Annotated in this window: 17 protein-coding genes; 7 read left to right on the forward strand and 10 right to left on the reverse strand. The window is 73.8% G+C overall.

Features of this window, described 5'->3' with window-relative positions:
- Nucleotides 1–232 precede the first annotated feature (232 nt).
- Nucleotides 233–934 carry a lysophospholipid acyltransferase family protein gene (locus tag E1193_RS19785; protein ID WP_132184678.1) on the reverse strand — a complete coding sequence of 234 codons (702 nt, stop codon included), beginning with the start codon at nucleotides 932–934 and terminating at the stop codon, nucleotides 233–235.
- 198 nt (nucleotides 935–1,132) lie between these two features.
- On the opposite strand from E1193_RS19785, the gene E1193_RS19790 reads away from it, so the two are divergent.
- Nucleotides 1,133–1,975 carry a DUF308 domain-containing protein gene (locus E1193_RS19790; protein ID WP_132184679.1) on the forward strand — a complete coding sequence of 281 codons (843 nt, stop codon included), beginning with the start codon at nucleotides 1,133–1,135 and terminating at the stop codon, nucleotides 1,973–1,975.
- A 185-nt stretch (nucleotides 1,976–2,160) separates the two neighbouring features.
- Nucleotides 2,161–3,579, forward strand: coding sequence for a trehalose-6-phosphate synthase (locus tag E1193_RS19795; RefSeq protein ID WP_132184680.1), 1,419 nt, complete (start codon nucleotides 2,161–2,163; stop codon nucleotides 3,577–3,579).
- 22 nt (nucleotides 3,580–3,601) lie between these two features.
- Here the strand turns inward: E1193_RS19795 and E1193_RS19800 are convergent, their stop codons facing one another.
- The 6 genes from E1193_RS19800 to E1193_RS19825 form a co-directional block, all read right to left on the reverse strand.
- Nucleotides 3,602–4,417, reverse strand: coding sequence for an alpha/beta fold hydrolase (locus E1193_RS19800; protein WP_132184691.1), 816 nt, complete (start codon nucleotides 4,415–4,417; stop codon nucleotides 3,602–3,604).
- 123 nt (nucleotides 4,418–4,540) lie between these two features.
- On the reverse strand, nucleotides 4,541–5,947 hold the full coding sequence (locus E1193_RS19805) for an NAD(P)-binding domain-containing protein (protein WP_132184681.1): 1,407 nt from the start codon (nucleotides 5,945–5,947) through the stop codon (nucleotides 4,541–4,543).
- Nucleotides 5,948–6,089: 142 nt separating this feature from the next.
- Nucleotides 6,090–6,803: an endonuclease/exonuclease/phosphatase family protein gene (locus tag E1193_RS19810; RefSeq protein ID WP_132184682.1), complete on the reverse strand. Its 714-nt coding sequence runs from the start codon at nucleotides 6,801–6,803 to the stop codon at nucleotides 6,090–6,092.
- Nucleotides 6,800–7,747 (reverse strand): ROK family glucokinase, encoded by a 948-nt coding sequence (locus E1193_RS19815; RefSeq protein WP_132184683.1) that lies wholly within the window; start codon nucleotides 7,745–7,747, stop codon nucleotides 6,800–6,802. Before E1193_RS19815 ends, E1193_RS19810 begins: the two co-directional genes overlap by 4 nt.
- Nucleotides 7,748–7,814: 67 nt before the next feature.
- On the reverse strand, nucleotides 7,815–8,495 hold the full coding sequence (locus E1193_RS19820; protein ID WP_132184684.1) for a hypothetical protein: 681 nt from the start codon (nucleotides 8,493–8,495) through the stop codon (nucleotides 7,815–7,817).
- A gap of 34 nt (nucleotides 8,496–8,529) precedes the next feature.
- On the reverse strand, nucleotides 8,530–8,985 hold the full coding sequence (locus tag E1193_RS19825; protein ID WP_132184685.1) for an SRPBCC family protein: 456 nt from the start codon (nucleotides 8,983–8,985) through the stop codon (nucleotides 8,530–8,532).
- A 268-nt stretch (nucleotides 8,986–9,253) separates the two neighbouring features.
- Between E1193_RS19825 and E1193_RS19830 the strand changes: the two genes are divergently transcribed.
- The 5 genes from E1193_RS19830 to E1193_RS19850 all read left to right on the forward strand — a co-directional run bounded on the left by E1193_RS19830 (nucleotide 9,254) and on the right by E1193_RS19850 (nucleotide 16,192).
- On the forward strand, nucleotides 9,254–11,056 hold the full coding sequence (locus E1193_RS19830) for a long-chain fatty acid--CoA ligase (protein WP_132184686.1): 1,803 nt from the start codon (nucleotides 9,254–9,256) through the stop codon (nucleotides 11,054–11,056).
- A 77-nt stretch (nucleotides 11,057–11,133) separates the two neighbouring features.
- Nucleotides 11,134–12,762 carry a GAF domain-containing sensor histidine kinase gene (locus tag E1193_RS19835; RefSeq protein WP_132184692.1) on the forward strand — a complete coding sequence of 543 codons (1,629 nt, stop codon included), beginning with the start codon at nucleotides 11,134–11,136 and terminating at the stop codon, nucleotides 12,760–12,762.
- 7 nt (nucleotides 12,763–12,769) lie between these two features.
- Nucleotides 12,770–13,438 (forward strand): response regulator transcription factor, encoded by a 669-nt coding sequence (locus E1193_RS19840; RefSeq protein WP_007072219.1) that lies wholly within the window; start codon nucleotides 12,770–12,772, stop codon nucleotides 13,436–13,438.
- A 209-nt stretch (nucleotides 13,439–13,647) separates the two neighbouring features.
- The gene (locus E1193_RS19845; RefSeq protein WP_132184687.1) at nucleotides 13,648–14,457 is read left to right on the forward strand and encodes an SAM-dependent methyltransferase; all 810 of its coding nucleotides are present in this window, start codon (nucleotides 13,648–13,650) and stop codon (nucleotides 14,455–14,457) included.
- A 79-nt stretch (nucleotides 14,458–14,536) separates the two neighbouring features.
- Entirely contained in the window at nucleotides 14,537–16,192 is a 1,656-nt protein-coding gene (locus tag E1193_RS19850) for a bifunctional diguanylate cyclase/phosphodiesterase (RefSeq protein ID WP_132184693.1), read from the forward strand.
- A gap of 91 nt (nucleotides 16,193–16,283) precedes the next feature.
- Here E1193_RS19850 and E1193_RS19855 read toward each other — a convergent pair whose 3' ends face one another.
- The 3 genes from E1193_RS19855 to E1193_RS19865 all read right to left on the reverse strand — a co-directional run bounded on the left by E1193_RS19855 (nucleotide 16,284) and on the right by E1193_RS19865 (nucleotide 19,130).
- Entirely contained in the window at nucleotides 16,284–17,408 is a 1,125-nt protein-coding gene (locus E1193_RS19855; RefSeq protein ID WP_132184688.1) for a glycosyltransferase family 4 protein, read from the reverse strand.
- Nucleotides 17,405–18,664, reverse strand: a complete 1,260-nt coding sequence (locus E1193_RS19860) for a M48 family metallopeptidase (RefSeq protein WP_132184689.1) — start codon at nucleotides 18,662–18,664, stop codon at nucleotides 17,405–17,407. Before E1193_RS19860 ends, E1193_RS19855 begins: the two co-directional genes overlap by 4 nt.
- Nucleotides 18,665–18,923: 259 nt before the next feature.
- The gene (locus E1193_RS19865) at nucleotides 18,924–19,130 is read right to left on the reverse strand and encodes a hypothetical protein (protein ID WP_132184690.1); all 207 of its coding nucleotides are present in this window, start codon (nucleotides 19,128–19,130) and stop codon (nucleotides 18,924–18,926) included.
- Nucleotides 19,131–19,323 lie beyond the last annotated feature (193 nt).

Raw genomic sequence — 19,323 nt, forward strand, 5'->3', positions numbered from 1 at the left:
GGCAATCGGACCGGCCAGGCCGGCAAGCGGACCGGGCGGAGCGGCCAGGCGGGCAATCGGACCGGCCAGGCCGGCAAGCGGACCGGGCGGAGCGGCCAGGCGGGCAATCGGACCGGCCAGGCCGGCAAGCGGACCGGGCGGAGCGGCCAGGCGGGCAATCGGACCGGCCAGGCCGGCAGGCGGACCGGGCGGGTAGGTAGGTAGGTAGGTAGGTAGGTAGGCGACAGGCGGGTCAAGCGGCGACGGGCTGGCGGGCGGCCGGTGGCTGGTTCTTCAGCTTGGCGGCGTACATGTCGACGTACTCGCGGCCGGAGAGCTCCATCAGCTCGTACATGATCTCGTCGGTGACGGCGCGCTCGACGAACCGGTCGCCGGCCATTCCGGCGTACCGGGAGAAGTCCAGCGGCGCGCCGAAACGGATGCGGACCCGGCCCAGGTTGGGCACGAGTTGGCCGGTCGGTTGGATCTCGTCGGAGTTGAGCATGGCCATCGGCACCACCGGGGCGCCGCTGACCAGGGCCAGCCGGGCCACCCCGGTCTTGCCCCGGAAGAGCCGGCCGTCCGGCGAGCGGGTCCCCTCCGGGTAGATGCCGGCGACGCCACCGGCGCCCAACACCGCGAGCTGGGTGTCCAGCGCCGCCTGGGCGGCCCGGCCGCCGCTGCGGTCGACCGGGATGCAGCCGGTGCCGGCGAAGAACGCCTTGGTCAGCCAGCCCTTGATGCCCTTACCGGTGAAGTACTCCGCTTTGGCGATGAATGTGACTTTTCGCGGGACGACCAGCGGCGTGAAGATCGAGTCCGAGAAGGAGAGGTGGTTGCTGGCGAGGATCACCGGACCGGTGGCGGGCAGGTGGTGCAGCCCCTCGACCTGCGGACGGAAGATCAGCCTGAGCAGTGGGCCGAGGATGATGTACTTCATCAGCCAGTACAGCAAGGGTGTCCTTCCGGCGTTGTGTGGGCGGACGGCGCCAGCGCCGGCGGCCGGTCGGCCCGTCGGCGGCGGGATCGTCGACCCTGAGCCTACGAACCGGGAGCGGCACGCCACAACGCACTCCCGGAACAGGGTCCGGACGTGTCACGATTCAAGGCACGGCGTACGGGGCGCCGACATGACCGCCGAGGAGGATGTCCGGTGTCAGCGGGTGGTGGTGCCCGCCGGGGACGGCGGGACAACGGGCTCGACGCGAGCGAGTTCGCCGTCGCGGGCGACGTCGACCCGCGGGTCGGTGAGCATCTGCTCGACGTCCTCGCCGCCGGTGGCATCGCCGCATACCTCCAGCCCTCCGCCGACCTGAACCCGGTCACCCGCACCACCACGGTCCCGGCCCGCCCGGTCGATCGGCTCTTCGTCGACCGCTCGCACCTGACCACCGCCCGCGACTACCTCACCCAGCTCGCCGACGAGTCGAACCCGGAGCCGCCGCGCGCCGAGCCGGACGTCGACGCCGAGTGGGACCGGCTCGTCGCGGCCTTCCACACCACGCCGGCCGCGGGCAGCCACCCCTGGCCGGACGCCGAGGACGTCGACGACGAACCCGCCGACCGGGCCGGCGGCGCGGCCGCCACCGCGAGCCGCGCCGAGGAGGCCACCGGCCCGACCGCCACGGACGTGCGCCGGCTGCCGTACGCGGCAGACATCTCGGGGATCTCGGTGGGCCGAGGTCGGCACGACGAGCCTTCGCTGCTGGACGGGCTGGACACCTTCGGCGCGGACCTGCCCGACGACCCGGACGAGGGCTACACCCCGCCCCCGCCGCCGCCGCTACCCCGCATCTCCAAGTACGCCACGGTGGGCGTGCTGTCGATCGTCGTCGGCTTCGTGCTCTTTCTCAACCCGTCGCTGCTGCCGGTGGACACCTCGGTGGTGACGCTGCTCGGCTTCACCGGCATACTCGCCGGTTTCGTCACGCTGGTCTGGCGGCTGCGCCCCGGCGACGAGGAGGACCACGACCCGGACGACGGCGCCGTCGTCTGAGCCGGTGGCGCCGGTCACGTTCCGCTGTGCCCGTATCGCGGGACGCCACGGGTCCCCCGCGCAGGGGTAACAGGGGTGTAACTTACGGTCAGTAGGAACACTTCTGTACGTCACTTCCCCCACCGGCTGCCCGGTTGTTCCTCTACCCACGGCGGTCGACCCGGCTGCGGAGCGGAATCCCCGAGATGCGACAGAGTTCCCTCGTGGTGGTGGCCAACCGGCTGCCCATCGATGACAGCGTGGCCCCCGACGGCGCCTGCGAGTGGCGCCGCAGCCCGGGCGGGCTGGTCAGCGCCCTGCACCCGCTGCTGCGGCACACCCCGGCGACCTGGGTCGGCTGGGCCGGCGGCACCGGCCCGGCACCCAGCTACCCCGACGTGGACGGCGTCCGCCTGCACACCGTCCCGCTCACCGCCGAGGACCTGCGCGACCACTACGAGGGTTTCGCCAACGCGACCCTCTGGCCGCTCTACCACGACGCGGTCGAGCAGCCCGAGTACCACCGACGCTGGTGGGAGGCGTACCAGCGGGTCAACCAGCGGTTCGCCGAGGCCGCCGCAACGGTGGCCGAGCCGGGCGGTCTCGTCTGGGTGCAGGACTACCACCTGCAACTGGTCCCCGGGCTGCTCCGCGAGCTCCGTCCCGACCTGCGCATCGGCTTCTTCCTGCACGTGCCCTTCCCGCCGCCGGAACTGTTCATGCAGTTGCCCCGCCGGGCCGAGCTGCTGCGTGGGATGCTCGGCGCCGACCTGATCGGCTTCCAGCGTGCCCAGGCCGCGCACAACTTCGCCCAGCTCGTCGCCAAGGTGCTCGACCAGCCGGCCACCGACCAGCGGATCGACGTCGGCGACCGGATGGTGCGGGTCGGGGCGTACCCGGTGTCGATCGACACCGCCGAGATGGCCGCGCTGGCGGGCCGCCCCGACGTGACCGCCCGGGCCCGGCGGCTGCGGCACGACCTGGGCGACCCGGAGCACGTGATTCTCAGCGTCGACCGGATGGACTACACCAAGGGCATCGAGCAGCGCCTCAAGGCCTACAGCGAGCTGCTGGTCAGCGGCGACGTGAAGGTCCGCGACACGGTGCTGGTGCAGGTCGCCATGCCGAGCCGGGAACGGGTCGGCCAGTACCAGATCCTGCGCGAGCGGATCGAACGCGAGGTGGGACGGATCAACGGCGAGTTCGGCCGGGTCGGTGAACCGGCGATCCACTACCTCACCCAGCCCTTCGACCGCAGCGAGCTGGCCGCCCTCTACCGGGTCGCCGACGTGATGGCGGTGACCCCGCTGCGGGACGGGATGAACCTCGTCGCCAAGGAGTACGTCGCCGCCCGCATCGACGACACCGGCGCGCTGCTGCTCAGCGAGTTCGCCGGCGCGGCGGCGGAGCTGGAGCAGGCGTACCTGGTCAACCCGCACGACCTGGAAGGGCTCAAGCAGATGCTGCTCTCGGCGTTGCGGGCCAACCCGGACGACGCCCGCGACCGGATGCGCGCCATGCGCGGGCACCTGCACCGCCACGACATCCGGGCCTGGGCCCGCTCCTACCTCAGCGCCCTGGACGAGACCGGCTCGCTGGTGCGCCGGCTGGGCAGCTCGGGCTGAGCCGCCGGGCCGGCCGCGCCCCTCACACCCGCTGCGGCTCCTTGACCAGCCAGTCGAGGATCGCGTCGATCGGCTCCCGCCAGCGGGCGTCGAGCATCAGGTCGTGCCCCATTCCGGGAAAGAGCAGCGGGGCCGAGCCGTAGCGGCGGGCGGCCCGGACCAGGGCAGCCGGCGGCACCACCCGGTCGTCGGGGCTGCCCAGCACCAACACCGGTGGCCGGCCCACCGCCGGCTCCGGCGGCCGGCCGGACAGCAGCTGCCACTGAGCCCGCCGGCCGGCCCGGCCGAGCCGCGAAACGTGCCGCCGGGCCTCGGCCTCGGGCAGTTCCCGGCTGAACAACTGCCGACGGTTGAGCCGCAGCGGGCCGCCGAACAGCGCGGGCAGCGTCCCGGTCGGGTTGCGGCGCAGCGCCACACCCGCCGTCGACCATCCGCCGAGCACCGGCGCGACCAGCACCGCCGCCCGAGCCGGGTAGCGGGCCAGCGCGCGGGTGACCACGAGCGCCCCGGCCCCGTGCCCCACCAGCACCGCCTGGCGCGGCAGCTCCGCGGCCACCTGCACCACATCATGGGTGTACGCCCGCAGCGTCGCCTCCGGCGCTGGGTCGCTGCCGCCGTGCCCGCGCAGGCTCATCGCGTACGCGGGAAAGCCGCGCGACGCGGCGTGTTCCAGCCAGTGCTCGGCGAACGCCCAGGCCCCGTGCCCGAAACCCGGCACGAAGAGCAACGGCGGTCGCCCCTCGTCCAGCTCCGGGGTGACCCCCCGCACCTCCCGCCGGACCGGGCGGACCGGCCGGGCCCACTCCCGCCCGCGCAGGATGCGCACCCGCTCGTTGATCGCGCTCACCGGGCCTCCAGTTCGTTCGCGACTGCGGGACTCCGCTGCGCTACATTCCTCGCGCTCACCGGGCCTCCAGTTCGTTCGCGACTGCGGGACTCCGCTGCGCTACATTCCTCGCGCTCACCGGGCCTCCAGTTCGTCGAGGGCGCGCTGCACGGCGCGCAGGTACGTCACGTGCCCCACCTCGAACCAGTGCCGGCTGCTGTCCGTGACCTTCCCCGAGTAGCGCTCACCCGCCCCGGCGACCACCCGGGCGGCGAAGACGGCGGCCCGCTCCGGGCGGGCCAGGCGGGCCTGGAGCAGCCGGGCGAACAGGACGGTCTGCCAGTGCGTCAGGGGGAACACGCCGGAGTCCGGTTGCAGCAGGCCGGCCACCGCGAGGGTGGGCTGCTCAGGTGCGAAGGCGTGCAGCCAGAGGCGGGGACGTCCCGACCCGTCGTCGTCACCGAGCGTCTTCGGGTCGAGGAACTCGAAGCGGGGCAGGTAGCCGGTGGCGAAGACGACCAGCTCGGGCTCGATCTCCCGGCCGTCGGCGAGGGTGACCCCGCCGCCGTGGAACCGGGCCACGTCGGGCACCGGGGTGATCTGCCCGTGGCCGACGTGGTAGACCAGCTGGCTGTTGGCGATCGGGTGGGTCTCGTAGATCCGGTGGTCGGGCCTCGGCAGACCGAACCGCGTCAGGTCACCGACGGTGAGCCGCAGCATCCGGTGGTAGAGCCACTGCCGCAGCCGCAGCGGCACACGCAGGGTCAGCAGCAGGTCGTTGACCTGGTCGGCGGGGCGACCAAGGACGTACTTCGGGGCGTACCAGTAGCCGCGCCGGGTGGAGTGCCAGCAGCAGGACGCCTGCTGGGCGGCCTCGACCGCGATGTCGCAGCCGGTGTTGCCGGCGCCGACCACCAGCACTCGCTTGCCGCGCAGCTGGGCCGGGTCCTTGTAGGACGAGGCGTGCATCACCTCGCCCCGGAACTCCTCCAGCCCGTCGTAGTGGGGCAGCTTCGGCGACCAGTTGTGCCCGTTGGCGACGACGACGGCGGCGTAGCGCAGCGTCCGCTCCGGGCCGTACCCGCCGGTGCTGCGGGTGGTGACGTCCCAGCGGTCGCCGTCGACCGGCTCGACCCGGACGACCTCGGTGCCGAACCAGATGTGCCGACGCAGGTCGAAGTGGTCGGCGTACCGCTCCAGGTAGGACAGCAGCTGGCTGTGGTGCGGGTAGTCCGGCCAGGAGTCCGGCATCGGGAAGTCGGGGAACTGGGTGAACGGCCGCGACGAGATCAGGTGGGCGCTGGCGTACACCGGGCTGCGGTCGTGCCGCCAGTTCCACGCCCCGCCGACGCCGGTCTCCCGCTCGTAGCAGTCGACGCCGAAGCCGTGCTCGACGAGGTTCTTGATGGCGGTGAGGCCGCTGGCGCCGGCGCCGATGACGCAGACCGTGTCACCCCGGTCGGAGACCGGGCGGCCGTCCCGGCTCAGGGCGAGCGTGACGGTCTCCGGATCGGGCCGGCCGTGCTCGGTGGAGGGAGGCACCGGGATATCTCCTTTGTGCGGCACGAACGCCGGTTCGACGGGCATCCTCCCCGCACCCGGAGCCGGTTGTCCAGCCCGGCGCACCGGGCACGCGAGGATCCGCGGGCCCGCGCGACGCCGCGCCGGCGGCGGCGGGCCGTGGTCAGTCGGCCCCGGGCAGGAGCAGGTCGGCCAGGACCGGGAGGTGGTCGCTGGCGCGCCGGGTCTGCGGGGTGTCGACCACGTCGTACCCGACCACGGTCACCCGAGGGTCGACGAAGAGCGCGTCGATGCGCCGGCGCGGGTCGGCGCACGGGTAGGTGTGCAGGCCTGCGGCGCCGGCGGCGACCGCCGCGTCGGTCAGCCCCTCCCCCACCGTCCGCCAGGTCGCCGAGTCCGGGCCGTCGTTGAGGTCCGCGCCGAGGACCACCGGCAGCGTCGCGCCGGCCAGTTCCCGCCGGAGCAGGGCGGCCTGGCCGGGACGCTCCGCCGGATCGGTGGACAGGTGCGAGCCGGCCAACAGGAAGACCGCCCCGCCGACCCGACACTCGGCGTACGCGGTGCCGCGCAGGTGCCGCCCCGGGGTGAGCGGGAAACGCTGGCACCGGGCGGCGAGCACCCGTACCCGGAGGCTGGTCAGCAGCAGGTTACCCAGCGACGGCAGGCCGCCGGCGGCCACCACCAGCCCGAACGACTCGGCCAGCGCGGCGCAGCGCTGCCGCCACCGGAACCGGCGGGGGCCCTCCTGCACGACCACCACGTCGGGCGCGACCGCGCGGACCACGGCCGCCAGGGCGGCGGCGTCGTCCCGCTGGCTGTGGATGTTGTACGACACCACCCGCAGCGGCACCCCGGCCGGCTGTCCGGCGACGGTCACAGCCGGCGGGCGAGATCGGCGGCGCCGATGACGCCGGCGCTGTTGCCCAGCTCGGCGGGGCGTACCTCGGCGACCGGCAGCCGGCTGCGCTGGGCCAGCGCGTCGGTGAAGGACCGCCGGGCCGGACCGAGCAGCAGGTCGGCGGCCTCGATCACGCCGCCGCCGACCACCAGCACCTGCGGGTCGAGGATCTGGGCCATGTCGGCGAGGCTGGTGCCCAGCCAGCGGCCGACCTGGGCGAACGCCTCTGTCGAGACCGGGTCGCCGGCCCGCGCGGCGGCGGTCACCATCGGGCCGGTGATCCCCTCGGCCTCGCCGGCGGCCAGTTCCAGCAGGCTGGCGGCCCGCTGCGGCTCCTGCCGGGCGCCGGCCCGCGCGAACCGGACCAGGGCGCTGCCGCTGGCGTACTGCTCGAGACAGCCGAGCCGCCCGCAGCCGCACTGGTGCCCGTCGGGCACGGTGAGCATGTGACCCAGTTCGGCGGCGATGCCGTTGGCTCCCCGGACCAGCTCACCGCCGAGCACGATGCCGCCACCGACGCCGGTGCCGACGGTGAACATGATCATCGAGTCGTCGGCGTCGCGGGCCGCGCCGTAGCGGAACTCGGCCCAGGCCGCGACGTTGCCGTCGTTCTCCACGATCACCGGCAGGCCGGCGGCGTTGCTGACGTACTCGCGCAGCGGCTCGTCGCGCCAGGCCAGGTTCGGGGCGAAGAGCACTGTGGAGCGGGAGGCGTCGATCCACCCGGCCGCGCCGATGCCGACCGCCTGGACGTCGTGGCCGGCGGCCAGCTCGGCGACCAGCTCGGTGATGACGTCTCGGGTCTTGCCGACGTCGTCCGCGGGGGTGTCCCGTCGGGCCTGCACGAGAACCCTGCCGGTGTCGTCGACGACACCGCCGGCCACCTTCGTGCCACCGACGTCGACTCCGATGGTCAGCGTCACCGCTGCCACTCCCCTCTGCTGTGCTGCCCGACATCGGCCGGACCGGCCGTCGTCGGGTGTCCGGTGATCAGGCCCCGTCGCCTGGTGCGTCCCCACCCGCACCGGCGGATGCCCGCGAGGCGGGCACCACCGGACGGTCGGCCGCCGACCGGACCTGGGCCGGCGCGGCCGGCCCGGCGTCGTCGACGGGCGGGGTGGCGGGGGCCGGAACGACCGAGGCCTCCGCGCGGGTGGCGGCGGACCAGACGTCCCGCTCCGACGCCGACGCCGACGCCGACGCCGACGGAGAATCATGCCCGGAACGGGTGGCCTCGCGCCACACGTGGTCGCCGTCGGGATCGGCCCCGGCGCCCGCCGTGGTGCCGGCGGGCGTCCCGTGGGGGGCTTCCCCGCTCCCGGCCGACGCGAACGCCCGCAGCAGACTGGCGATCCCGGCGGCCAGATCACCGGCGCCGGTGGCGAGCCGCTCGGCGAACTCCGGGCTCGGGTCTCGCAACGCGGCTATGCCCCGACAGACCGGACAGACGCAGCATTCCGGTGCTCCGGTGGCGAATCCCCCGGATCCGCCGCCGTCCCCCGCCGGGCGGGAGGCTCCAGGACTGTGACCCAGGACACCCGAGAGCATCCCACCGATCGGACCCCACGCGGCGGCGCCGGGACCGGACGTGGCCAGCCGCGTCGTGGCGAGCAGCGTGGCCACCAGCCGCTCGGCCTCCTCCCGGGCGGAGCCCGGATCCGTAACCTCCATGACCGGCTCCTCTACCCTGCCGCGAGCCGGCGCGTCACTGTGCCGCACCGGACTCCTCTACCCGGCGCTTGAGCTGCTTCAACGCCGTATCCATAATCATTTTCTCGGCCTTGCGGCGGAACATACCGAGCATGCCCACCGACAGCTCCACCTCCAGCGTGTACGTCACGGTGCAGGTGCCGTCGGGGTCGCCGACGATGTCGTACGACCCGCGCTGCGACTTCTGCATCCGCGACGGTGCCACCAGGTGCCACTCGACGCGGGACAGGTCCTCGGCGTACTCGTAGGCCAGCACGTACTCGTCGGCCAGCACGCCGGCGTCGATGGTGAACCGGACCTGGCTGGCGTAGCCGTCCTCGTACTCCTCGATCACCTCCGCCCGACGTACCGCCTCGGTCCATTCGGGGTAGCTCGGAAAGTCGCAGATGACCGCCGCCACCCGATCAGGTGACGCTCCGATGGTGATCGACTGGGTGGAGGAGTCCGCCATGGGGGGAGGCTACCCGCAGCCACCTCCGCCCGCGTCGCTCCACCCACCGCGCCGCGTGGGAGTCGAACCCTCCGCGCCTCCCGCGCCGGGCGTCCCGCCGTTTCGCGCCGGTCGTCCCGGCCGTTCCGGGCGTTCCGGTCGTTCCGGGCATCTCACCCGCCGGACGGGCAACCTCCCTGGCCCACCCACCGGGGGGTACGGGTAGGTTTCGTCAAAACCGAACCGCCGTGGCCGCCGGCCCGGACAGTCCGAGCACGAGGGAGTGCAGGTGCGCGAGTTCTCCGTTCCGCCGATCGTCACCGTCGGCGACGCGGCCAACCTGACCGACCCGGTCTGGGACAACGCCGCGGCCGCTCCGGGCGCGGTGCAGTTCGTCCGTCCCGCTCCGGCCGGCGCCAGCCGGGTCGACGTGACCTGCCGCGAGTTCCGCGACGAGGTGGTCGCCGTGGCCCGGGGCCTGGTCGCGGCCGGGGTCGACCCCGGCGACCGGGTGGCGCTGATGAGCCGCACCCGGTACGAGTGGACCCTGCTCGACTATGCCATCTGGGCGGCCGGCGCGGTGACCGTGCCGATCTACGAGACCTCCAGCGCCGAGCAGGCCGCCTGGATCCTCGCCGACTCCGGCGCGGTCGCGGTCGCGGTCGAGTCGGACGCGCACGCCGCCCTCGTCACCGGCGTCCGCGAGCGGCTGCCCGAACTGCGCCACGTCTGGCAGATCGAGCGGGGCGGGGTGGACGAGATCGTGGCATTGGGCGCCTCGGTCGACCCGGCGGAGGTCGAGCGGCGGCGCAAGGCGGTCCAGGCCGGCGACATCGCCACGATCATCTACACCAGCGGCACCACCGGCCGCCCCAAGGGCTGCGTGCTGACCCACCGCAACATGTACGCCGACATCGCCAACGCGGTGCCGGTGCTGCCGAACCTCTTCGGCCCCGGCGCGTCGACCCTGCTCTTCCTGCCGCTGGCGCACGCCTTCGCCCGGCTCATCCAGATCGGCGCGGTGCAGGCCCGGGCCACCATGGCGCACTGCGCGGACCCCAAGAACCTGGTCGCCGAGCTCCAGGAGTTCCGGCCGACCTTCGTGCTCTCCGTGCCCCGGGTCTTCGAGAAGGTCTACAACGGGGCCCGGCAGAAGGCCGAGGCCGAGGGCAAGGGCGCGATCTTCGAGCGAGCCGAGCGGGTCGCCATCGCGTACAGCGAGGCGCTGGAGACCGCCGACGGGCCGGGAGTGGCGCTGCGGGTCCAGCACGCGGTCTTCGACAAGCTGGTCTACCGCAAGCTGCGGGCCGCGCTCGGCGGCCGGTGCCGGGACGCGATCTCCGGTGGCGCGCCGCTGGGTGCCCGTCTCGGGCACTTCTTCCGTGGCATCGGGGTGACCGTCTGCGAGGGCTACGGCCTGACCGAGACCTCTCCCGCCGCCACCGCGAACCTGCCCGGCGCCACGAAGATCGGCACCGTGGGCCGCCCGTTGCCCGGGGTGACCATCCGGATCGAGGACGACGGCGAGGTCCTGATCGCCGGTGATCTGATCTTCCGGGGCTACTGGAAGAACGAGGCTGCCAGCGCCGAGGCGCTCACCAGTGACGGCTGGTTCCGCACCGGCGACCTGGGTCGGCTCGACAACGACGGGTTCCTCAGCATCACCGGCCGAAAGAAGGAGATCATCGTGACGGCCGGCGGCAAGAACGTGGCCCCGGCCGTGCTGGAGGACCAGGTCCGGGCGCACCATCTGGTCAGCCAGTGCCTGGTGGTCGGCGACCGGCAGCCGTTCATCGCCGCCCTGGTCACGATCGACGAGGAGGCGCTGCCGAAGTGGCTCGCCGCCCGCGACCTGCCGGCGGACACCCCGGTCGCGCGGCTGTGCGAGGACGAGGCGCTGCGCGCGGAGATCCAGCGCGCGGTCGACCAGGCCAACCAGTCGGTGTCGAAGGCCGAGGCGATCAAGGTGTTCCGGATCCTGCCCCGGGACTTCGCCGAGGCGACCGGCGAGCTGACCCCGTCACTCAAGGTCAAACGCCAGGTCGTGCACAAGGCGTACGAGTCCGAGATCGCCGACATCTACCGGGTCTGACTACGATCCGTCACGTGTCCTCCCCCACGTTCGTCCGGCCCTCGACCCGGATCGTCGCCGCCGCCGCGCGCGCGGTGATGCTGGTCCTGGTCGCCGTCCTGACCCTGATCGCCACCGACGACGCCGTTCAGCTCTGGTGGATCGCCCTGCTCGCGGTCGCCGGGCTGCCCGCCCTGCTCGCCCCCGAGCACCGGCTGCTCGGTCCGCTGAGCCGGGTGACCGAGTCGGTGGTGCTGGGACTGGCCGCCAGCCAGGTCGCCGTCGAATCGACGATCGGCGGGTCGGTCGGCGGGCTCGGGGCCTCCGCGGTGCTGCCCTACCTCGCGGTGCCGGTGACGGTGACCGCGCTGCGCCGCCAGTTCCAGGAGGGGGCGGCGCTGCTCGGCGTCACCGCGGCCACCCTGCTGATCGCCGGCGCCCTCACCGAGGTGGACGGCGGCCGGCAGCTCGGCCAGCCCGGCTACCTCGCGGTCTGCGCGCAGTGGCTGATCCTGGCCGCGCTCGGCCTCTGGGCCGCGGGCGCCCTGCACCAGGTGATACGGGTCCGCGGCGACGGCAAACCGCAGCCGTACGCGGAGGCGACCCGGCTGCTCACCCAACTGCGGACGGTGGCCCGCCAACTGCCCGGTGCCACCCTGGACCCGGGCGGCATCGCCGAGCACCTGCTGGAGGAGCTGCGCCCGGTGGCGCCGAGCGCGCGGGCGGCGGTGCTGTCCGCCAGCGGCGGCGGGCGGCTGGTGGTCCTCGCCCAGGTGGGTGCGGACCGGGTGGACTGGGAGACCACCCTCGACGCGGACTCGGCCATCGCCGACGCCTGGGCCAGTCAGCAGCCGCAGACGGCGGCCCGCTCGCAGGCCCGGTCGCACCACGGCGGCGAGGTGTCGGCGCTGATCGTGCCGCTGGTCGCCGGGGTCCGAACGGTCGGCCTGGTGGTGTTGGAGGCGGACGAGGCGCAGGCGTACCCGCCACCGGCGGTGTCCCGGGTGACCGCGCTCACCGGCCCGGCCGCGCTGCGGCTGGAGGCGGCGCTGCTCTTCGACGAGGTCCGGTCGCTGGCCACCAACGAGGAGCGGCAGCGGCTGGCCCGGGAGATCCACGACGGGGTCGCCCAGGAACTGGTGATGGTCGGCTACGGCATCGACAACGCCCTGGCCACCGTGCACGACGACGCCGAGGAGACCGCCGAGAGCCTCCGCGCGCTGCGCCACGAGGTGACCCGGGTCATCACAGAGCTGCGGCTGAGCCTGTTCGAGCTGCGCAGCGAGGTGGACCGACACGGCGGCCTGGCCGCCGCGATCGCCGAGTACGCCCGTACCGTCGGCGCCTCCGGCGGGCTGCGGGTGCACCTGTCGCTGGACGAGTCCACCGCCCGGCTCCCCGCCGCCACCGAGGCCGAGCTGCTGCGGATCGCGCAGGAGGCGGTCACGAACGCCCGCAAGCACGCCGGCGCCTCGAATCTGTGGGTCACCTGCGAGGTGGACCCTCCGTACGCGCAGATCGAAGTGTCGGATGACGGTCACGGCATCGGTGACCAGCGCACCGAGGGACACTACGGTCTTGCGATCATGGCCGAGAGGGCGGAACGTATCCGGGGCCGGTTGGAGATCAGGCCGCGGCAGCCGAGCGGGACGACCGTTGCGGTGGTGGTCGGTTCGTCGCCCCGGCGCGATAACCTGCGTGGCAGCACAGCAGCAGAAGGGGAGTAACCCGAGGATGACCACAAGCCCGACACCGGCGACCCGCACCAAGGTCCTCCTTGTCGACGACCACGACCTGATCCGCAAGGGTCTCCGGCATGCCTTCGAACGCGACCGGCAGTTCGAGGTGGTCGGCGAGGCCGCCACGGCCGCCGAGGGCGTACGTCAGGCCGGCGCGCTGCAACCGGATGTCGTGATCATGGATTTGCGGCTCCCCGACGGCAGCGGCCTGGAGGCCACCCGGGCGTTGCGTAAGTCGAGCGCCTCGATGGGCATCGTCGTGCTCACCATGTACGCCGGCGACGACCAGCTCTTCGGCGCCCTGGAGGCGGGCGCGAGCGCGTTCGTCCCGAAGACCGCGCCGGCCGACGAGGTCGTCGCCGCCGCCAGGCATGCCGCCTCCTCCCCCAGCGCCTTCACCGCCGCCGACCTGGCCGAGGCGATGAAGCGCCGGCTGGCCCCGTCCGGTCCGCAGTTGTCCCCACGGGAGGGGCAGGTGCTGCGGCTGCTCGCCGACGGCATGAGCGTGGCCGGCATCGCCAAGCAGCTCTTCGTCAGCGAGTCCACCGCCAAGACGCACATCTCCAAGCTCTACGAGAAGCTCGGCGCCGCCAACCGTGCCCAGGCGCTGATGACCGCCCTGCGGCTCGGGCTGCTCGAGGCGCCGGACGCACCGAAGTTCTGATCGTCCCGCTCGCCGGAAGGCCCGCGTCCGCCCGTCGGTCACGGGCCTTCCGTCCCTCGCCAGCCCGAGGTGGCCGGGCCGACGAACGCGGTGGGTGAGTGTCCGATTACCCAATGATCGCGGTCTTTGCACCCACGTAGGCGGGGGGCACAATACCCGCGTGGCCCATCCGGGCCACAACTTCGCATCTATCGACAAAGGGGTAGAGGATGCAGCGGCCGGACTGGGCACCCGACGACATCGACATCGAGCGTCCCAGCGTCGCCCGGATGTACGACTACTACCTCGGAGGCTCGCACAACTTCGCCGTCGACCGCGCCGCGGCCCGGGCGATGGTGGAGGCCGTGCCGGACGCCCCCCTGATGGCGCAGGCGAACCGGGCGTTCATGCGCCGCGCGGTGCAGTACCTGACCGACCAGGGCGTGCGTCAGTTCCTCGACATCGGCTCCGGCATCCCGACGGTCGGCAACGTGCACGAGGTCGCCTTTCGGGCCGCGCCCGACGCCCGGGTGGTGTACATCGACGTGGACCCGGTGGCTGTGGCGCACAGCCGGGAGATCCTCGCCGACGACGACCGGGCCACCGTGATCCAGGAGGACCTGCGTCACCCCGACCGGATCCTGGCCCATCCCGACGTACGCGGGCTGCTCGACTTCTCCCAGCCGGTCGCCGTGCTCGTGGTTGCGGTGCTGCACTTCGTCTCCGACGGCGACCGTCCGGCCGACCTGCTGCGGACCCTGCGACAGGCGCTCGCCCCGGGCAGCTACCTGGTCCTGTCACAGGCCAGCGACGAGGGCCGCGACGAGGCGCAGCGGGTCGAGGCCGAAGAGGTCTACCGCCGCACCGACAATCCGCTGTCGGTACGCGGCCGTGCCGAGCTGGCCGCCTTCTTCGACGGCTTCGAGCTGGTCGAGCCCGGGGTGGTCTGGGTGCCGCAGTGGCGTCCGGAGACTGCGGAGAGCGCCGAGAACGCCGAGCGGGCGGTGTTCCTGGGCGGAGTCGGGCGGCTCGGTGGGTGAACCTCAGGACGGCCAGTCCCGCCCCGGGGCGTTCGCCCGCGCCTGGGCCAAGGCGGTCTCCGGCACCAGTTACCTGCCGATGACGCACGCCCAACTGGAGGCGCTGCTACAGCGGCTGACCGACGAACTGGCCAACGCCCTGCGGACGGAGCCGCTCGACCTACGGGTCGGCTACCGGGTGGGCGGCGAGCTGGTCGACGCGCACATCGCCTCCGCCGAAGGGCTCGGCCGCACCGTGGAGGTGCTCCAGCTGCGGCTCGTCCGCGACCTGGGACTGGTCGCCGACGACATCGACGACCGGATGGCCCGGCTGCTGGCCGCCGTGGCCACCGGGTACGCCCGGGCGCTGCGCGACCGGACGCTGGACGAACAGGAGTCGATTCGACGGGCCAACCTGGCCGCCCGGACCGAGGCGGAGCGGGCGCTGCGGGCCAGCGAGGCCCGGTTCCGGCACCAGGCCACCCACGACTCGTTGACCGACCTGCCCAACCGCAAACTGTTCGCCGACCGGCTCGCCGCGGCAGTGTACGAACCGGAGCGGAAGGCCCGCCGAATCGGGCTGTGCTTCCTCGACGTGGACCGCTTCAAGCGGGTCAACGACTCCTACGGCCACCAAGCCGGCGACCGGGTGCTGGTCGAGATGGCACACCGGCTGCGGCGAGCCGTCGATGACCACCTGGTCGCCCGGCTCGGCGGGGACGCCTTCGTCATCCTCGTGGAACGCTGCGCGGGGACCGGAGACGTGGTCGCCGTCGCCGAGGCGGCGCTGGCCGCCCTGGCCGAGCCGACGATCGTCGACGGCCATGAGGTGGCGCTCACGGCGAGCATCGGTATCGTCGAGCGGCAGGTGGCCGACGCGTCCCCGGACGAACTGATGCGGGCCGCGGACAGCACCCTGCACTGGGCGAAGGCGGCCGGGGGCGCGCGCTGGGAACTGTACGACGCCGAACGCGACGGCCGGGAACTGGCCCGCCAGGCGCTCAGCGCGGCAATCCCCGCCGGCTTGGAGCGCGGCGAGTTCTACCTCGACTACCAGCCGTTGACGTCGCTGCACGACGGTACGCTGCTCGGCGTCGAGGCGCTGGTGCGCTGGCGCCACCCGCAGCTCGGGGTGCTGCACCCGGACCGCTTCATCGGGTTGGCCGAGGAGACCGGGCTGATCGTGCCGCTGGGTGGCTGGGTGCTCGCCGAGGCGTGCCGGGAGGCGGGCAGCTGGACTACCGCCACCGGTGACCCGCCGTTCGTCAGCGTCAACCTGGCCGTGCGCCAGGTCCACCGCCCCGGCCTGGTGCAGGAGGTGAGCGGTCTGCTGCGGCGGACCGGCCTGCCGCCACGGCGGCTCCAGCTGGAGATCACCGAGAGCACCATGATGAACACCGCCGAGGAGCCGGTGCTGGCTCTGCGGGCGCTGGCCGACCTCGGCGTACGCATCGCCATCGACGACTTCGGCACCGGCTACTGCAATCTGGCGTACCTGCGCGACCTGCCGGTGACCGGGCTGAAGGTGGCCGGGGAGTTCGTGCGCGGGCTGCGCGCCCCGGAGGCCCACGCCGACGAGCGGATCCTCGCCTCACTGGTCTCCCTGGCGCACGCCCTGGACCTGACGGTCACCGCCGAGGGGGTGGAGACCGGTGGGCAGGCCGAGCGGCTGCGCGCGATCGGCTGCGACGCCGGCCAGGGCTGGCACTTCGGCCGCCCCGCCCCGGCCGAACGGTTCCTGGCCAACCTCCGCTGACCCGATCCACCCGCCCTGCTGCCGGCCCGATGGCGCTGCGGTGCGGGGGCGTGGTCAGCTGGCCGGACCGGCCCGTGCGCCTTGCGCCCAGTCAGCCGGCGAGCAGGTCCGCCATCCGCTCGGCCTGGGTCTCCCAACGCCACTCCTTCTCCACCCAGGCCCGTCCCGCCGCGCCGAGCTGGCGGGCCAGGTCCCGGTCGGCGAGCAGCGTGGCAACCCGGTCGGCGAGCTGCGCCACGTCCCGGCCGCGTACCACGTACCCGGTCTCCCCCTCGCGGACCGCGTCGGGCGCGCCGCCAGAGTCGCCGGCCACCACCGGCAGGCCGGACGCGGATGCCTCCAGGTAGACGATGCCGAGGCCCTCCACGTCCAGCCCACGGTTACGGGTCCGGCAGGGCATCGCGTACACGTCGCCGGCGGCGTAGTGCGCGGGCAGCTCCGCCTCCGGCACCGAGCCGGTGAAGACGACGTCCCGCTCCACGCCGGCCTGCCGGGCCAGCTTCTCCAGCGCCGCCCGGTACGGCCCGCCGCCCACGACCAGCAGCGCCGCGTCGGGCACCCGGCGGCGGATCTCCGGCAGGGCCCGGATCAGCGTGTCCTGTCCCTTGCGCGGCACCAGGCGGGACACGCAGACCACCACGGGGCGGTCGGCCAGGCCCAGCCGGACCCGCACCGGATCGCCGTCCACCGCCGGGTGGTAGGTGTCGACGTCCACCCCGGGGGCGAGCCGCCGCAGGGTGGTCACCCCGTGCAGGGCCTTCTCCAGACGTACCCGGGTGTAGTCGCCTAGATAGGTAACCACGTCGGCGCCCCGACCGATGTGGCGTAGCGCGGCCCGCGCCGCCGGCAGCGCGGCCCAGCCGACCTCGTGGCCGTGGGTCAGCGCCACCACACGGCGCACGCCGGCCCGGCGGCGCAGCCCGGCGGCGAGCAGGCCCAGCGGCGCGGCCGCGCCGAACCAGACCCGGTCGCAGCCGTGTTCGCGGGCCAGCCGGGCCGCCCGGCGGGCGACCAGCGGGGTGGGCAGCAGCACCCGCGTGCGCTCCCGGACCACCGGGAAGGGCTGCTCGGCGTCGAAGGTGGCCGCGCCGCGCCAACTGGAGGCGTACACGACGACCGAGCCGGCGGGTTGACGTGTGGCGAGGTGGTGCACGAAGGACTGGATGCCGCCGGGGCGGGGCGGGAAGTCGTTCGTGATCAGCAGCGTGCGGCTCATCCGCCGGCCTCCCTAACGTAGGCGCGGGCGGCGGCGATCCGCTCCACGGTGGACGGGTGCGACGCCGACCAGAGGTACTCCCAGCGCGGCGGGTCGGGATCGGCCAGGTTGACGCCGGCCAGCCGGCGCTGCATCGCCTCGAAGGTGGCCGGGTCGCCGGTGAGTGCCAGCGCGTGCGCGTCGGCGCGTGCCTCGACCCGGCGGGAGATCAGCGCCTGTGCCGGCGCGGCGACCAGCCCGGCCACCGTCACCAGGGCGATCAACAGCGGGAACGCCCGGGGCTCGGCGACCGATTCCACCCCCGCCAGCCGGGTCAGCGGCGGCCACGAGCCGAGCAGGTAGAGGGCGACGACAGCGGCGGCGGAGCCGAGCGCGCCGGTGAGGGTGCCGACCGCGACGTCCCGCTGCTTCGCGTGCCCCAACTCGTGGGCGACGACGCTGGTCACCTCGGCGGGGGTGGCCTCGCTCAGCAGGGTGTCGTAGACCACCACCCGTCGGGTCGGCCCCAGGCCGGAGACGTACGCGTTGACCGCCTTCGTGCGGCGGGAGGCGTCGGCGACGAGGACGTCGCGCACCGGGACGCCGTCGCGGGCCGCCATCGCCATCAACTCGGTACGCAGCGGCCCCTGCGCCATCGGGGTGAACCGGTTGAAGACCGGCTCCACCAGCACCGGCAGCACGAACGACAGCAGCACCACCAGGCCGGCCGCTCCGGCGGCGGCGAACGCCCACCACCAGCGGGGAGCGAGCCGGGTGACGGTGTAGAAGCCCAACAACGCGACCACGCCGATGACGGCGCTGACCGCGTACGACTTGAGCAGGTCGACGGTCCAGCCGCTCCAGCCGTGGGTGCTCAGGCCGTAACGGGTGAGCACGGACTGCCGCCAGGCGGCGAAGGGCAGGGTGATCAGGTCGGCGACGAGCACGACGGCGAGGCCGCCGAGCACCGCCCGGGCGATCCAGTGGTCGCCGAAGGGCCGGCCGGCCAGCTCCACCAGGCGGGCGCCGAGCGGGGTGAGCCCCAGCAGCAGCGCCACCAGCAGCCCGGCCAGCAGCGCGCCGTACGACCCGGGCCGCAGCGCGGCGCGGAACTCCCGGGCCCGGGCGACCTGGTCGACGGGGAGGTCACGCAGCGCGGCGAGCTGGTCGGCGCGGGGCGCCGGCGGGCGGTGCCACGGCACCAGCAGGGCGCTGGCCAGCAGCAGGGCCACCACCAGGGCGGTGAGGGTCAGCACCGCCCAACCGCGCGGTGTCATGCCGGCATCCCGTCGTGCCCCGGCCTGCCGGTGTCGCGCCGTCCCCGTACCATGCCGCCGCTCCTCCCGCCGTGAGCGCCCATCCTATTGCCCGTCGCTTCCCGCTCCGGCGGGGTGCCCGCGCGACGCGACGCGACGCCCGCGCGACGCGGCAGGGCGGGGCGCGGCAGGGCGGGGCGCGGCGCGGCAGGGCGCACACGCGCCGCTGGTGGTGTGCCAGCCCTCGTCGTCAGCCCCGGCGCGGGCAGCCGGTGGCCGGTCAGGCTGCCCGGCGGCGGCGAACCGGACGGGCCGGGCGGCTCTCGTGGGCCAGCACCTCCACGTCGAACCCGGCCCGGGCGAAGACCTCGACCGCCCGGAGCTCGGCGGAGCCCAGGTCAGCTGGTAGGTCGTCGAGCAGGGCGGTCACCGGACAGCCGGAGCAGCCGGGGCCCCGGATCTCACACCGATCGCAGTCGATGAGCATCATGCCTCCTGACACAGCGCAGCCGCCGGACGGGGGACCCCTTCGTCACCGACCGACCACCGTACGTGAGACCGGACACTACTGTCGACCTACGACAGAACCCTCAACTGCGTTGATCATGAGGTTGACGGCAGCAAACCGGACGAACCACGCGGCCAGCATCATGACCGACGGAGACGGCGCGAGCGGGGAC

It is taken from the genome of Micromonospora sp. KC606, assembly GCF_004348675.1.
Lineage (GTDB): Bacteria > Actinomycetota > Actinomycetes > Mycobacteriales > Micromonosporaceae > Micromonospora.